The organism is Piscinibacterium candidicorallinum, from assembly GCF_047549485.1.
Classification (GTDB): Bacteria; Pseudomonadota; Gammaproteobacteria; order Burkholderiales; family Burkholderiaceae_C; genus Piscinibacterium; species Piscinibacterium candidicorallinum.
The window spans coordinates 1,665,607-1,681,301 of record NZ_CP180191.1 but is presented as its reverse complement, the minus strand read 5'-3'; the positions used below and the strand labels follow the sequence as shown (position 1 = coordinate 1,681,301).

The 15,695-nt window shown below is 64.6% G+C and carries 13 protein-coding genes; 3 read left to right on the top strand and 10 right to left on the bottom strand.

Features of this window, described 5'->3' with window-relative positions; all coding sequences use genetic code 11:
• Nucleotides 1–21: 21 nt before the first annotated feature.
• The 9 genes from clpB to ACMDW7_RS07530 all read right to left on the bottom strand — a co-directional run bounded on the left by clpB (nucleotide 22) and on the right by ACMDW7_RS07530 (nucleotide 10,391).
• Entirely contained in the window at nucleotides 22–2,598 is a 2,577-nt protein-coding gene (gene clpB, locus ACMDW7_RS07570) for an ATP-dependent chaperone ClpB (RefSeq protein WP_377301848.1), read from the bottom strand.
• Between the two features lie 321 nt (nucleotides 2,599–2,919).
• The gene (locus ACMDW7_RS07565; protein WP_377301850.1) at nucleotides 2,920–3,480 is read right to left on the bottom strand and encodes an outer membrane beta-barrel protein; all 561 of its coding nucleotides are present in this window, start codon (nucleotides 3,478–3,480) and stop codon (nucleotides 2,920–2,922) included.
• Between the two features lie 292 nt (nucleotides 3,481–3,772).
• The gene (gene crcB / locus ACMDW7_RS07560) at nucleotides 3,773–4,183 is read right to left on the bottom strand and encodes a fluoride efflux transporter CrcB (RefSeq protein ID WP_377301852.1); all 411 of its coding nucleotides are present in this window, start codon (nucleotides 4,181–4,183) and stop codon (nucleotides 3,773–3,775) included.
• Entirely contained in the window at nucleotides 4,183–4,656 is a 474-nt protein-coding gene (moaE, locus tag ACMDW7_RS07555; protein ID WP_377301854.1) for a molybdopterin synthase catalytic subunit MoaE, read from the bottom strand. The genes crcB and moaE overlap by 1 nt, the downstream gene beginning before the upstream one ends.
• A gap of 17 nt (nucleotides 4,657–4,673) precedes the next feature.
• On the bottom strand, nucleotides 4,674–4,931 hold the full coding sequence (gene moaD / locus ACMDW7_RS07550; protein ID WP_377301856.1) for a molybdopterin converting factor subunit 1: 258 nt from the start codon (nucleotides 4,929–4,931) through the stop codon (nucleotides 4,674–4,676).
• On the bottom strand, nucleotides 4,928–6,199 hold the full coding sequence (glp, locus tag ACMDW7_RS07545; protein WP_377301858.1) for a gephyrin-like molybdotransferase Glp: 1,272 nt from the start codon (nucleotides 6,197–6,199) through the stop codon (nucleotides 4,928–4,930). The genes moaD and glp overlap by 4 nt, the downstream gene beginning before the upstream one ends.
• Nucleotides 6,189–7,634: a threonine synthase gene (gene thrC / locus ACMDW7_RS07540; RefSeq protein ID WP_377301860.1), complete on the bottom strand. Its 1,446-nt coding sequence runs from the start codon at nucleotides 7,632–7,634 to the stop codon at nucleotides 6,189–6,191. Before thrC ends, glp begins: the two co-directional genes overlap by 11 nt.
• A gap of 100 nt (nucleotides 7,635–7,734) precedes the next feature.
• Complete coding sequence (locus tag ACMDW7_RS07535; RefSeq protein ID WP_377301862.1) at nucleotides 7,735–9,045, bottom strand: homoserine dehydrogenase; 1,311 nt, start codon at nucleotides 9,043–9,045, stop codon at nucleotides 7,735–7,737.
• A gap of 68 nt (nucleotides 9,046–9,113) precedes the next feature.
• Nucleotides 9,114–10,391, bottom strand: coding sequence for a pyridoxal phosphate-dependent aminotransferase (locus ACMDW7_RS07530; RefSeq protein WP_377301864.1), 1,278 nt, complete (start codon nucleotides 10,389–10,391; stop codon nucleotides 9,114–9,116).
• Nucleotides 10,392–10,604: 213 nt separating this feature from the next.
• Here ACMDW7_RS07530 and ACMDW7_RS07525 point away from each other — a divergent pair, with 213 nt between their 5' ends.
• The 3 genes from ACMDW7_RS07525 (at nucleotide 10,605) to ACMDW7_RS07515 (ending at nucleotide 13,360) form a co-directional block, all read left to right on the top strand.
• A complete protein-coding gene (locus tag ACMDW7_RS07525; protein ID WP_377301866.1) occupies nucleotides 10,605–10,994 on the top strand; it encodes an Mth938-like domain-containing protein in 390 nt (129 codons plus the stop codon).
• A 21-nt stretch (nucleotides 10,995–11,015) separates the two neighbouring features.
• Complete coding sequence (locus ACMDW7_RS07520; RefSeq protein WP_377301868.1) at nucleotides 11,016–11,477, top strand: peroxiredoxin; 462 nt, start codon at nucleotides 11,016–11,018, stop codon at nucleotides 11,475–11,477.
• Between the two features lie 134 nt (nucleotides 11,478–11,611).
• Entirely contained in the window at nucleotides 11,612–13,360 is a 1,749-nt protein-coding gene (locus tag ACMDW7_RS07515; protein WP_377301870.1) for a PhoH family protein, read from the top strand.
• Between the two features lie 66 nt (nucleotides 13,361–13,426).
• On the opposite strand, the gene ACMDW7_RS07510 is transcribed toward ACMDW7_RS07515, so the two are convergent.
• Nucleotides 13,427–15,574, bottom strand: coding sequence for a DUF1631 family protein (locus ACMDW7_RS07510; protein ID WP_377301872.1), 2,148 nt, complete (start codon nucleotides 15,572–15,574; stop codon nucleotides 13,427–13,429).
• Nucleotides 15,575–15,695: the final 121 nt, after the last annotated feature.

The window sequence follows — 15,695 nt, the reverse complement described above, 5'->3', positions numbered from 1 at the left end:
TGATCATCCACATCACGCCGCTCACGTCGAGAACACAAACTCCCCGTCCGCCACGCCCACCTTCACGGTCTGCTTGGGCAGGAAGCCGCCTTCGAGCAGCTTCTTGGCCAGCGGATTCTCCAGCTGGGCCTGGATGTAGCGCTTGAGCGGCCGGGCGCCGAAGGTGGGGTCGTAGCCGGCGTTGGCGATGCGCTCCAGCGCTTCGTCGCTGATCTCGAAGCCGAGTTCCAGCTTGGCGAGACGCTCTTCAAGACGCTGCAGCTGGATGCGGGCAATGCCCTTGATCTGCTCGCGCGCCAGCGCTTGGAAGATGACCACTTCGTCGATGCGATTGAGGAACTCCGGCCGGAAGTGTTGCTTGACCTCCTGCCACACCACGCCCTTGATGCGCTCGGGCTCCTCGCCGGCCATCTGCTGTATGAGGTGGCTGCCCAGGTTGCTGGTCATGATGATGACGGTGTTCCTGAAATCCACCACGCGGCCCTGGCTGTCGGTCAGGCGGCCGTCGTCCAGCACCTGCAGCAGCACGTTGAATACGTCGGGGTGGGCCTTCTCGACCTCGTCGAACAGGATCACGCTGTAGGGTTTGCGGCGCACGGCTTCCGTCAGCATGCCACCTTCGTCATAGCCCACATAGCCCGGCGGCGCGCCGATCAGGCGGCTGACGCTGTGCTTTTCCATGTACTCGCTCATGTCGATGCGAATCAGATGCTCTTCGCTGTCGAACATGAAGCCGGCCAGGGCCTTGGTGAGCTCGGTCTTGCCCACGCCCGTCGGGCCGAGGAACAAGAATGAGCCGTAGGGCTTGTTCGGGTCCGCCAGGCCAGCACGGGAACGGCGGATGGCGTCGGCCACCAGGGTCACGGCCTCGTCCTGCCCCACCACGCGCTTGTGCAAGGCGTCCTCGATGTGCAGCAGCTTGTCCTTTTCGCCCTGCATCATCTTGCTCACGGGGATACCAGTGGCGCGGGCCACAACTTCCGCAATCTCCTCGGCACCCACGTGCGTGCGCAATAGCTTGGGCTTGGTGGCCGTCTTCTCGGAGTGCTCGGCCGCCTTGAGCTGCGCCTCCAGAAGCGGCAGCTTGCCGTACTGCAGCTCGGCCACCTTGTCGAACTGGCCCTTGCGCTGGAAGTCCGCCATCTGCGCGCGGATGGTGTCGATCTGCGTGCGGATGGTCTGGGCGCCCTGCACGGCGGCCTTCTCGCTCTTCCATACATCTTCCAGATCCGCATACTCGCGGCCAAGCTTGTCGATCTCCTGCTCGATCAGCGCCAGGCGGGCCTTGGAGGCGTCGTCCGTCTCCTTCTTCATGGCCTCGCGCTCGATCTTGAGCTGGATCAGCCGACGGTCGAGCTTGTCCATCGCTTCGGGCTTGGAGTCGATCTCCATCTTGATTCGCGCGGCCGCTTCGTCGATCAGGTCGATCGCCTTGTCCGGCAGGAAGCGATCCGTGATGTAGCGGTGCGAAAGTTCGGCCGCAGCAACGATGGCGGGGTCAGTGATGTCCACGCCGTGGTGGGCTTCGTACTTCTCTTGCAGGCCGCGCAGGATGGCAATAGTGGACTCCACGCTCGGCTCATCGACCAGCACTTTCTGGAAGCGGCGCTCGAGAGCGGCGTCCTTCTCGATGTACTTGCGGTATTCGTCGAGCGTGGTGGCGCCGATGCAGTGCAGCTCGCCGCGCGCCAGCGCCGGCTTGAGCATGTTGCCGGCATCAATCGCGCCCTCGGCCTTGCCAGCGCCGACCATGGTGTGGATCTCGTCAATGAAGACGATGGTCTGGCCGGCGTCCTTGGCAATGTCCTTGAGCACCGACTTCAGGCGCTCTTCAAATTCTCCACGGTACTTGGCGCCGGCCAGCAGCGCGGCCATGTCCAGCACCAGCACGCGCTTGCCCTTGAGGGTCTCGGGCACTTCGCCATTGACGATGCGCTGCGCCAGGCCTTCGACGATCGCGGTCTTGCCCACGCCGGGCTCGCCGATCAGCACCGGATTGTTCTTGCTGCGCCGCTGCAGGATCTGGATGGCGCGGCGGATCTCGTCGTCGCGGCCGATCACTGGGTCCAGCTTGCCCTGGCGGGCGCGGTCGGTCAGATCGAGGCAGTACTTGGCCAGCGCCTCGCGGTTGCTCTCGCCTTCCGCGTCGTTCACGGACTCGCCACCGCGCACTGCTGTAATGGCCTGCACAAGCGCCGCCTTGCTCACGCCGGCATCGCGCAGCGCGCGGCCTGCGTCGCCCTTGTCATCGGCCAGCGCGAGCAGGAAGAGCTCGCTGGCGATGAATTGGTCGCCACGCTTCTGTGCGTCCTTGTCGGCAAGGTTGAGCAGCGCGAGCGTGTCGCGCCCCAGCTGAATCTGCCCGGCATTGCCCTGCACCTGCGGCAGGCGCCCCACGGCGTCCTTGAGCGCCTGCGTCAGGCGCGGAATGTTTGCGCCTGCGCGGGACAGCAGCGAGCGTGCGCCGCCGTCCTCGGCGGCCAGCAGCGCGCCGAGCACATGCACCGGTTCGATGTAGGGGTTGTCATTGCCCACGGCGGCGCTTTGCGCGTCGCTCAGGGCCTGCTGAAAACGGGTGGTGAGCTTGTCCAGTCGCATGAGAGTTCTCCGACTCGCTTGGGCTGATATAGGCGGCCCGAGTCCGGGCCAGAACTTGAGTTGAGACGCATATCGTGCCGTGCGCCACAAATTCAAGCATCGGGCGCGGGCCGCGTGAGTGCGTTGCTCTGGGTCAAGACCCGACGTGCTGCCTCCAGCCCGGGAAAGCCGCACGAGATCGAGCATTCATGCGCTTTTCCAAGCCAAAATGGCTGGAAAGCCGCGCCCAGCAAGCGGAAAGGACTTCCTGCGTTTGCGCAGCCGCGCCGCAAAGCAAAAGGGCCAGCCTCGCGGCTGGCCCTTTCAAGGCTGTGCGAGCGATCAGAAGTTCATCTGCGCGCCGACGCTGAAGGTGTTGATGGTGTCCTTCACGCCACCAAGCTTGTAGCGGCGGTTTTCAAGCTCTGCGCGGACGGCGAACTCCTTGGACAGGTTCCAGTTCACCCCCACACCAGCAACCGGCTGCCAGCTCGTATCGCTTTCGGAGAATCCAGGTGCCGTGCCCTTCGCACGGATGTTGCTCACGCCCAGCTTGCCGAAGACACTGACATCATTGGTGACCGGGAAGCGCGCGGTACCCGCCACATCGAGGGCACGTGCCTTGATCTCGCCCGTGAACGGGCCGACGGCGGCCTTGGCCTTGCCCAGGTCGCTGTAGGAGAGCTCGGCGCCGAAGATCTCGTTGAAGTTCACGCCGCCATACAGCTTGAAGGCCGTGCCGTTGCGGTCGCAACTTGTAGTGCCGGTGCAATCCCCGCTGAAGCGGGACACGCCGGCCGTGGCGCCGACATAGGGGCCCTGCACGGTCTGCGCCATGACGGCGCCGGTGGAGCCAAGGCCTGCGAGGAGAAGCGCTGCTGCTGCGATCTGGGTCTTCTTCATGATGGAGGTCTTTCCTTATGGGCATCCGGACAGGTTCCGCGGCCCGGTGCCTTGTGATTGAGTGTGCGCGGAACCTGAGTTTCAGGTTATGGGTGCGCCACAAAGTTCCAAGGCGTGGAAGTCAACATGAAGTAACTCGCTGTAAACCGGGTGTAGGTTGACAGCGAAGCTGCAAACGGAAGTGGCTGTTGGCATGCGCGGCGTGGCGCGCAGCACACGTCAGCGAATCTTCATCCAGAGAGGGAACTTATTGCCGGCACGCTTGCCGCTCGCGACGTCGGTCGCGCGGGCGCTATTGCAGCGCCGCGCGAGCCGCCCAGATCCCCAGACCGACCAGCAGCAGACTGCCGAGAAGATGCAGCCCGGCATGCAGCAGGGCTTCCAGTGCGCGGCCGTTCTGGATGAGCGTGATGGACTCGAGGCTGAACGTGGAGAAGGTGGTGAGCCCGCCCAGCAGCCCGGTCATGAGCGCAAGCCGAAGCAGTGGGTTCATGCCCTGCTGCCCTGCAAGCCACACAGACAGCACACCGATGACAAAGGCGCCGATCAGATTTGCCGCGACGGTGCCCAGCGGAAAGCCCTGCCATAGCGGCAGCTTCATGCCGAGCACCCAGCGAGCCATGGCGCCTGCGCCACCGCCGATGAACACCGCCGCACCGCCGATCCAAAGGCTGGCGCTACTTGCCGTTCCCAGTGCACTCATCAGGGCGCACCCCGCTCATCAGCACAGTTCCAACGCGCAGCGGCGTCGTCATCGCTCTCACGCGCGTCCACCCAGCGCTCGCCCGCCGGCGTGACTTCCTTCTTCCAGAACGGCGCGCGGGTCTTGAGGTAGTCCATCAGGAATTCACAGGCCGCAAAGGCTTCGCCACGATGTGTGGACACGGTGATCACCAGCACGATCTGATCACCCGGCGCCAGGCGGCCTATGCGGTGAACAACGCGCGCGTCAAGAATGTCGAAGCGGCCGCGCGCCTCATCCACGATGGCCTCGAGCGCCCGCTCCGTCATGCCCGGGTAATGCTCCAGCGTCAGCGTGGAGACAGCATCGCCTTCGTTGAGATCGCGCACCGTGCCAATGAAGCTGACGATGCCGCCGATGTCAGTGCGCCCAGCCCGAATGGCGGCGACTTCGGCACCAAGATCGAAGTCTTCGGTCTGAACACGGACGCTCATCGTCAGACGTCCCCGTCTCATCCGCCGGTGACAGGCGGAAAGAACGCGACCTCAGCGCCATCAGGTACAGCGGTACCCGCCTGCGCCATCTGCTGGTTCACCGCGGCTCGCACCGCCTTGCCTTCGGCCAGGGCCTCCGCCCACGCGGCCCCGCGGCTGCGCAGATGGGTGCGTATGTCCGCCACGGTCCACGCGCGTTGCGCCAGCTCGAGGGTCTCGGCATCGATACCAACCTGCTCTCGCAGCTTGGCGAAGTACAGCACCTTGATCTTCATGCGAGCCCCAGCAGTCCGGAAAGCGGCAGAAAGCGCACCACATCGCCGTGCGCAATGGCGCGCCCGCCCGGGTTGTCCACAAACCCGTCCGCCCACGCGCACGAAGTGAGCACACCGCTGCCCTGGTTGGGATACAGCTCCAGACCGCCCGTCGAGTTCATGCGCACGCGCAAGAACTCCTGGCGCTGGTCCGGCTTGGGCCAGGCGAAGTCCGCGCGCAGGTACAAGGCCTGCTCGCGCGGGATCTCCCCGAGCAGGGCCATGAACAGGGGCGCGACCACGATCAGCAGGGTGACAAAGCTTGAGACCGGATTGCCGGGCAGCCCGATGAACTGCGCGCTGGTGCCATCCGCGCGGCGCACCGTGCCATGCGCCAGCGGCTTGCCCGGCTTGATGGCCAGGCTCCAAAGCGTGAGCTCGCCTTCGGCCTGCACGGCGGCCTTCACGTGATCTTCTTCGCCGACACTCACACCACCGCAGGTGATGATCAGATCATGCCCCTGCGCGGCCTCACGCAGCGCGGCGCGCGTGGCGTCGAGCGAGTCGCGCACGATGCCGAGGTCGGTCACCTCATGGCCCATCTGCGCGAGCAGAGCAGTATGTACGAAGCGGTTGGAGTTGTAGATCTGCCCGGGGCCTAGCGGCTCGCCAGGCATGCGCAGCTCGTCACCTGTGGAGAACACGGCGACGCGCAGACGACGGCGCACGGTCACTCGGCCCTGCCCCACGCTGGCAATCAGCCCCAAATGCGCGGCAGTCAGGCGAGTACCTGCGGGCACAAGCACGTTGCCCAGCGCAATGTCCTCGCCGGCGCGCCGGATGTGCTGCCCGATGCTCGCAGGCTGCAGCAGACGCACGCCCGCCTCGCTCGTCTCTGTCAATTCCTGCGGCACGACCAGCTCGCCGCCTTCCGGGATGGGTGCACCGGTGAAGATGCGTGCCGCCGTCCCCGCAGCCAGCGGCGCTCCGGCATGACCGGCAGCGATGCGCTGGCTCACAGGCATCACCACGCCCTGCTCGGCCGAGGCAAGCGCGTCAGCAAGGCGCAGCACGTAGCCGTCCATCGCGGAGTTGTCGTGCGGCGGCACATTGATCGGTGCCACCACATCCTGCGCGAGCACACGGCCGGCGGCGCGCATCAGCTCAAGCTGTTCGGCGCCGACCACGGTGGCACTGGCGCGCAGACGGTCAATCGCCTGCGCCACCGGCGTCAGTGGCGCAAAGGCCTTGGGCGGAGTGTTCTGGGGCTTCGAGTACTCAACCGACATGCCGCGCAATGTAATCCTTCATGGCGCTCACATCCGTATCCATGACCTCGAAGCGCTTGGGCAGCGATTCAATGCCCTCAAACGCCGCAGGCCGCGGTGCGGGGCGATGCAGTGCGGCTTCGATTGTCGCGCTGAACTTCACGGGCTGCGCCGTCTCCAGCACGACCATGGGCACACCCGGCTCGAGGTACTCGCGCGCGACCTTGATGCCATCAGCCGTGTGTGGGTCGATCACTTCGCCGTAGCGGCCGGCCACATCACGGATCACCGCCAGCCGGTGGGTGTGCGAGCTGCAGCCGGACACAAATCCGTACTCGGCGATGCGTTGGAACGCCGGGTCGGCCGACAGATCGAAACCACCGCGCTCGACCTGAGTGAACAGCTCGCGCACTCGCGCGGCATCGCCACCCACCAGATCAAAGACGAAGCGCTCGAAGTTGGATGCCTTGGAAATGTCCATCGATGGGCTGGAGGTCTCCAGTGTCTCCGCACTCTTGCGTATGCGGTACACGCCCGTGCGGAAGAACTCGTCGAGCACACGGTTCTCGTTGGTGGCCACCACCAGCTTGCGGATCGGCAGACCCATGCGGCGCGCGATGTGCCCGGCCAGCACATTGCCAAAGTTGCCTGACGGGACAGCAAAGCTGACTTCCGTGGCACCTGCCGCCGTCGCCGCAAACCAGCCTCGGAAGTAGTAGACAGCTTGAGCGACGACACGCGCGAAGTTGATGCTGTTCACCGCGCCGATGCGGTACTGCTTCTTGAACGCCAGGTCTTCATTAACGCGCTTGACCACGTCCTGGCAGTCGTCGAACACGCCATGCATCGCGATGTTGAAGATGTTCGCGTCCTGCAGGCTGAACATCTGCGCCTGCTGGAACGGGCTCATGCGGCCATGCGGGCTGAGCATGAATACGCGCACGCCCTGCTTGCCGCGCAGGGCGTACTCCGCCGCACTCCCTGTATCGCCGCTCGTGGCACCCAGGATGTTGATCTGCTCGCCGCGTGCCCCAAGCGCATGCTCGAAGAGGTTGCCGAGCAGCTGCATGGCCATGTCCTTGAAGGCCAGCGTCGGCCCGTTGGACAGGGCCAGCAGCGACAGCGGTGCGCCCTGCTCCAATCCCAGCGCGGTCAGCGGCGTGATGTCTGCAGCCCGCTCGCTGGGCCGGGTGTTGCAGTAGACCTGCGGCGTGTAGGTCTTCTCGCACAGGGCCTTGAGGACGGCGGGCTCGATGTCATCGATGAACTTGGACAACACCGCAAACGCCAGCTCGGCGTAGGACAGCTGGCGCCAGCGTTCGAGCTCGGCCGGCGTGACTCGGGGCATCTGCACGGGCCAGGTCAGGCCGCCGTCGGGCGCCAGCCCGCCCAGCAGCGAGTCGGAGAAGCCTTGCGGTGCGTCAGCCAGGGCACCGCGGGTGGAGATGTAACGCATGACGCTCAATATCCGAAAAGTGAAACGCGCTCCTGGTGCGGATCTTCAGGCCAAATTGCCTGAAAACCCGCATGGATACAGCGGAAAGCCTCGCGGCTGCCTACGCAAGTTCTTCCATGCGAATGCGGACGACCTTGCCTTTCACGCTGCGCAGCATCTCCATGCGCGCGATCGCGGCGTTGACCGCGCCTTCCTTCGTGCGGTGCGTGAGGATGATGAGATCCGTCTCGCTCGAACCATCGGCCGCTTCCTTCTGCAGCACAGCGTCGATGCTGATGTTGCTGTCAGCCAGGATGCGGGTGATATCCGCGAGCACACCGGCCTGGTCCGCCACACGCAGCCGCATGTAGGCGGCGGTCTCCACCTCGCTCATGGGCAGGATGGGCGTGGCGGCCAGCGCGTCATGCTGGAAGGCCAACGCTGGCACACGGTGCTCGGGGTCTGCGGTGAACAGGCGCGTCACGTCCACGAGGTCGGCAATCACGGCACTCGCAGTGGGCTCACTGCCGGCGCCGGGGCCGTAGTACAGCGTGGCACCCACGGCATCCCCCTTGATCAGCACGGCATTCATGGCGCCTTCCACACTGGCGATCAGGCGCTTGGCCGGCACCAGCGTGGGGTGTACGCGCAGCTCGATGCCCGCCGCGTGCTTGCGCGTGATGCCCAGCAGCTTGATGCGATAGCCGAGCTCCTCGGCGTAGGCGATATCGGCGGCCTGCAGCTTGCTGATGCCTTCAACAGACGCCCGGTCGAACTGCACCGGAATCCCGAAAGCCAGGGCCGACAGCAGCGTGAGCTTGTGTGCGGCATCCACGCCCTCGATGTCGAAAGTCGGGTCGGCCTCGGCGTAGCCCAGGCGCTGCGCCTCCTTGAGTACCGCATCGAAAGGCAGGCGCTTGGCGCGCATTTCAGAGAGGATGAAGTTCGTAGTGCCGTTGATGATGCCGGCCACCCACTGCATGCGGTTGGCAGCCAAGCCTTCTCGCAGCGCCTTGATGATCGGAATACCGCCGGCCACGGCAGCTTCGAACATGACCGGTACCCGCCCGGCGCGCGCGGCTGCAAACACCTCGTTGCCCGCGGTCGCGAGCAGTGCCTTGTTGGCCGTGACCACGGCCTTGCCGGCCTTCAGAGCGGCGAGGATCGCGTCCTTGGCTACGGTGGTGCCGCCAATCACCTCGACCAGCACATCCACGTCCGGCGACGTCGCCATGGCGATCGGATCCGCCACCACCTGCACCTCGTCCCCCACGAGCTGTCTCGCCTTTTCCAGGTTGCGCGCGCACACCTGAACCACACGAATCTCGCGCCCGGCGCGGCGTGCAATCTCTTCGCGGTTGCGCTTGAGCACATGCACCACGCCACTGCCGACCACACCGGCACCCAGCAACCCGACTCGGATCGCTTCCATGGAACTCTCCCTTATGTTCTGTTTAGATCTGCGCGCGGCAGCTTGGCCCACGCAGCCTTGCGAGTGCTTCAGGCCACCGAGCGCAGAGTCTTGGCCGGTGTGCTGACGAGGTGCTGCGTGTTATGCCTGCGGCGGTAACCGTCGAGGAAGCGCGCAATGCGGTTCACCGATTCGGTCAGGTTGTCCGTGTCCTGCAGGAACACGAGGCGGAAGTGGTCCGGATCCTTCCAGTTGAATCCGGTGCCCTGCACGATCAGCACACGCTCCTGATCCAACAGCTCGTAGGCGAACTGCTGGTCATCGGCGATCGGGTACATCTTGGGATCCAGGCGCGGGAACATGTAGAGCGCCGCCTTCGGCTTGACGACGGATACACCAGGGATCTCCGAGAGCAGCTTCCAGGCCGTGTCACGCTGCCGGGTGAGTCGCCCGGTCGGGCCGACAAGGTCCTTGATGCTCTGATAGCCGCCCAGTGCGGTCTGAATTGCTAGCTGCCCGGGCGTGTTGGCGCACAGGCGCATACTGGCCAGCATGTTGAGGCCTTCGATGTAGTCGCGCGCATGGCGCTTCTCGCCGCTGACGACCATCCAGCCCGAGCGGTAGCCGCAGGAGCGGTAGTTCTTGGACAGCCCGTTCATGGTGACGAACAGCACGTCGTCGGCCAGCGAGGCAATCGAGGTGTGCACATTGCCGTCGTACAGGGTCTTGTCGTAGATCTCGTCGGCAAACACGATCAGCTGATGCTGACGCGCTACCTCGACGATCTGCTCGAGCACCTCCTTCGGGTAGAGCGCACCGGTAGGGTTGTTCGGATTGATCACGACGATCGCCTTGGTGCGGTCGCTGATCTTGCGCTTGATGTCGGCGATGTCCGGGTACCAGTCGCTCTGCTCATCGCAGACGTAGTGCACCGCCTTGCCGCCAGAGAGGGTGGCAGCGGCAGTCCAGAGCGGATAGTCCGGCATGGGCACGAGCACTTCGTCGCCATCGTTGAGCAGACCGTTCATGGCCATCACGATGAGCTCGCTGGCGCCGTTGCCCAGGTAAACGTCGTCCACATGCACGCCGGCAATGCCCTTTTCCTGGGTGTAGTGCATGACGGCCTTGCGCGGGGCAAACAGCCCCTTGCTGTCTGTGTATCCGGCAGCGACTGCGCTGGGCAGGTTGCGGATCATGTCCTGCACGATCTCTTCAGGCGGCTCGAAGCCGAACGCGGCCAGATTGCCGATGTTCAGTTTGATGATGCGGTGGCCCTCCTCTTCCATCTGCCGTGCGCGGTCCAGCACGGGGCCGCGGATGTCGTAGCAGACGTTGGAGAGCTTCTGGGACTTCTCGATGGTTTTCATGGCAAGGCGCTCGGAGCGACGCAACCGCGCCTGGGTGCTTCGCACTCAAAAGCGTTCGGTCACTAGGGTTATCCCGGCAACCGCCACTCGGATTGGGTAGGGTTGCTCGGTGCGCATCAATTTCGGCCAGGATGGCAGCCCGATGCGGCATTGCACAACTGAGTATAATGACAGGGTCGCTGCACCCCGTGTGCACACCTCTCGCAGTCCTCCGTGAAGCTCCACGCCGATCCTCGCAACGCATCGCTCAACACGGTCACGGGCTACTCCGCCGCCGGCATCGAAATCAACGCCGTCGCATTCCCGCACAGCGTCGTCGTCTCTCCTGAAGGCCCCGTGGCCTCCTGGGGCGTTCAGGACATTGCGGCGCTGGATGCAGACACGGTCTCGAAGCTCGCGGATGGGCAGCCCGAACTCGTTGTGCTGGGCACCGGGCGCAGGCAGCGTTTCCCGCATCCGCGGGTCGCCGCCCAGCTGGCCGGGCAACGGATCGGCCTTGAAGTCATGGACACCGCAGCTGCGTGTCGCACGTACAACATCCTGATGGCCGAAGGCCGGCGGGTTGTGGGCGCTTTCATCATCGAGCCCGAGCTTTCCAGTTAAAACCACCAAAGGCATCACCCCATGACGATCAAACTTGGCCACCCGGTTCCTGACTTCACGGCGCCCTCGACCCTTGGCGACATCACCCTGTCGCTGCTGAAGGGCCACAAGGTGGTGCTTTATTTCTACCCCAAGGACAACACGCCCGGCTGCACGCTGGAAGGCCAGAACTTCCGCGACCTGCACGACCAGTTCGTGAAGGAAAACGCCGCAGTGATCGGTGTGAGCCGCGACAGTCTGAAGAGCCACCAGGCCTTCTGCGAACAGGAGAAGTTTCCCTTCCCGCTGATCTCGGACGTGGCCGAACAGCTCACCCGCTCCTTCGACGTCATCAAGACCAAGACCATGTACGGCAAGCCCGTGCAAGGCGTCGAACGCAGCACCTTTGTCATCGACCAGTACGGCGTACTGGCCAAGGAGTGGCGCGGCGTGAAGGTGCCGGGCCACGCGGAAGAGGTTCTTGCCTACGTCAAGTCGCTCTGATTCGCGCCGCGCCCTGAGCGCAGTGCCCACCCGATCGGCCGCCGTATCCAGGCCGCTTGCCCGGTTCACCCGGTCAAGCGGCTTTTTCACTTCTGCACTTCCAGCTTTCCCACCCACGCTACCGGAGCCTCTGGATGCCACTGCCCAAAGCACCTGCCAAGCCCGCTGACATCGTCGATCTCGAAGAACACCGCGCCAGCAGCCGCAAACCCGCTGCCCAGAAGAAACCGCAAGGCGTTCAGGCAAGTGCTCCGTCAAAACCTGCTGCGCAAAGCCCTGCACTACTGCGCGCAGTGGAGCAGCCGGCGCTGTTCGAGGAATTGAGCCTTCCGGCCGTCGAACCTTCGCGCAGTCGCGGCCTGCGCACTCCCCGCGCGGAGCGAGAAGATCGCCAACCGGTAAGCAACGTCGCCACACTGGGCGGCGCCAAGCGCGCGACGCAGCATGCAGACAGTGGGCGCGCGACCCGCCGCGGCACCGGCCCCGCCAAGCTCTTCGTGCTCGACACCAACGTCCTGCTGCACGACCCCACCAGCGTGTTCCGATTCGAGGAACACGACATCTACCTCCCGATGATGACCCTGGAGGAGCTGGACAACAACAAGAAGGGCATGAGCGAAGTCGCGCGCAACGCACGTAGCGTCAGCCGCATGCTTGATCAGTTGGTTGAGGGTTTCGCGGAGCCGATGGAAAAGGGCATCCCGCTTTCGAAGCTCGGCAACAAGGACGCCACCGGCAAGCTCTTCTTCCAGACACAGGCCACTGCCAACGCACTGCCCGCCACTCTGCCCGTCGGCAAGGCGGACAACCAGATTCTCGGCGTTGTGCGCGCCCTGTCCGAAATGCATTCCGGCCGAGAAGTCGTGCTGGTGTCCAAGGACATCAACATGCGGGTAAAGGCCCGCGCATTGAACCTCTCAGCCGAGGACTACTTCAACGACAAGGTCCTTGAAGACCGCGACATGCTGTATTCCGGCGTGTTCGCCCTGCCCGCGGACTTCTGGGACAAGCACTCCAAGGGCATGGAAAGCTGGCAGCACGGCGGCGCCACCTTCTACCGCGTGACCGGGCCATCGGTGGCCAGCATGCTCGTCAACCAGTTCGTGTTCCACGAGACGACCGACGGCATCGGCCAGAGCCTGTATGCACAGGTCACCGAGATCAGCGGCAAGACTGCCGTGTTGCGTACGGTCAAGGACTACACCCACGCCAAGCACGCAGTGTGGGGGGTGACCGCCCGCAACCGTGAGCAGAACTTCGCGCTCAATCTGCTCATGAACCCGGAGGTGGACTTCGTGACCCTTCTGGGTCAGGCCGGCACCGGCAAGACACTCATCACCCTTGCTGCGGCGCTTGCGCAGTGCCTGGACAAACGCCTGTACAGCGAGATCATCATGACCCGCGCCACCGTGCCGGTGGGCGAGGACATCGGCTTCCTGCCGGGCACCGAGGAGGAAAAGATGGCGCCCTGGATGGGCGCCGTGGAAGACAACCTCGAAGTCTTGCTCGGCAGCCCCTCAGGCAGCGGTCACGGCGGCGAGTGGGGCAAGCAGGCCACCAGCGACCTGATCAAGAGCAAGATCAAGATCAAGAGCATGAACTTCATGCGCGGTCGCACGTTCCAGCAGAAGTTCCTGATCATCGATGAGGCCCAGAACCTCACACCCAAGCAGATGAAGACGCTCATCACGCGCGCCGGCCCTGGCACCAAAGTGGTCTGCATGGGCAATATTGCGCAAATTGACACGCCCTACCTCACCGAAGGCTCCAGCGGCCTGACCTTCGTGGTCGACCGTTTCAAGGGCTGGCCGCACAGTGGGCATGTGACCTTGGCGCGTGGAGAGCGCTCTCGCCTGGCGGACTTTGCTGCAGACGCCCTGTAGTTCGTCGCAGCTTCAAAGGAACACGGGCAGCTGAGGCTGCCCGTTTTTGTCTGCGCGATAACTCCGTCAACCCAGCGCGTCGTTTTCCACGGCGAGCTGCAAGGCCCGGTCAAAGGCCGCTGCGCGGTCCACCACGCGGATGAGCCCGGTGTCCATCCGGCTGCCCAGTTCGACCGCGGTCAGCAGACGCACGCCGGCACGTTTGGCAGGGGTGAGCACAAAGCGCGTGCGCATGGGGCTGATCCAGGAGATACGGAACATCTCGCCGGGACCGTGCTCGTCAATGAACTCCAGCCACTGCCCGCGTGACAGTGCGTCAAGATCCGCCTCGAAGTGCAGCATGACAGTGGTGGGACGCCCGGCATCCGGCTCGTCCGGTACGCGCCCTGTGCGCATGATCGCGGCATGCCAGAACGCCAGCTGATCGAAGAACTCGGCTCGCGCATCCCCCTTCCATGAGAGTGCATCGAAGCCGGCATTCAGGCCCTGAACGAGTTCCGCGAGACGCTTGATCAGCCGCGTCCGGAAGTCGGGTGCCGCATCGGGTACCACGCTCCAGACGAGCAGATCCATGACGCTCACGGCGTCGAGCCACACCGCGGGGTCGGTCGTACGGCGCACGTAGGCGAGTGCCAGGACTTCGCTCCACTGATCGCTCAGCACCTGCGCGACGAACTCGGGCACACCATCGCGGCTCACCCGTTCGCCCAGAATCTGCGCCACCTCATGCCGTGCGGCCTCCACGTTGTCGGCTTCCGTGTCGGGAACCGGCGCGACCTCCGCGACAATGGTGTTGGCAAACTCGCGCTCCTCGCGCTGCAGTTCGTCCAGATCGAGCATCAGCTGCGCCTGCTCGTCGGGCGCGTCGATCAGAGCACGCTCGGCACGGTCGACCAGAGCATCGAGCGCAGCGACGCGCTCATCGCTGGGCGCCTCATCCTGCAGGCCAGCGGCCAGCAGCTCGTTCATCACGCGTCGGGCGGGATGGTTCTCGTCGAAGAAGAAGTTGCTGTCATCCAGTGCCACCTTCAGCAGCGGCACCTGCATCCGGCCGATGACCTCCTTGATCCGACCATTGACTGCGGGATCATCGAGCAGCACACCGAACACCTGCGCCAGCAACGCGAGGCGGCGCTGATCAGCGTCTTGGACCGCATGCTCGCGAGCGAGTTCGTTCAGACGTGCCAGCACGTTGAGGTCGGTCGCAGCGCCGCGCTGGGCGGCCGCGCCGGCCATGCCGGCTGGCACACTGGTGCGCGCAGCAGCGACATTGGGCTGGGCCTGAACGCTTGCTGTGGAAGGCATGGCCTCCAACATGGCCAGCAGACGCTCAAGCATCTTCGAGAGATTGGTGTCCTGGCTTGCATCGCCCGAAGCATCACGCGCCCGCTCACCCGCAAGACGGCGCATCATGCGGTCCTGGGTCGACGTCGGCAGCGGGCGGGTCACGCTGCCCAGGGACTGCGCATCCCCGCTTGCGCGAAGCACGTCGGCTGCGCTCTGGCGCGGGGCAGCTGCTGTGGCAGGTGAGCTGCTGCGCGCCACGGCCTGCACCGGGCGGGCGGCACTGACCGGGAAGCGCTGGTCCAGGCGTTCATTGAGGAGCTTGTGCGCGTGCTCGATGGTGGCGGCCAGCAAGGGACCGTAGCCGTCAATCACCATCAACTCGTCGCGATCGACCTGAGTGACCTGACGCCAGGTCACGCCCACTGCGTCAATGAACAGCGCGGGTCGGAAGGGATTGTTCTCTGCATCCACACGGGCTTTGCAGCCCGCCTGCTTGAGCAGTTCGTTGATGCGGTGACTCAGGAAGTCGAGGCCCTCGGTCCCTTCGGTCTTGACTGCGCGGACGGCATAACCCACGCGAATACGCCGGACGATCGCGTCTTCAGGGATCAGCTCGAGGGAGATGGCAGAGAAATCCGACCCGAGGCCCGCTTGGTTGATGCTGCGCTCGACCGCGCCTTGCAGCGACTTGAGCAGCACCTCCGGATACAGGGACACGAACGCCTGTCGATGCCGCTCCAGGACGGTGCGGATCGAGCCCGTGTCGGAGAGCTGGCGGCGCAGGCTCTCCACCAGAGATTCCTCGAGGCGGCCCGAAAACGCTGGCGGCGGGGTGCAGGCCTGCGAGGCAACGCTGCATAGGTCTTGCAGCACTCGACGTACCCCGGCGACATCGATGGCGGGCTGCGTGGGATGCATTTGCGACATGGGCAAATGCTAGCGCTGCAACCCGCTCGCGAGGATGCCGCACATCGTCAATGGCCGACCGTCCGGCCGAGCGCTGTCTTGCAGGCGATACGCCAGAGACGCAAACGGCCCGCAATGCGGG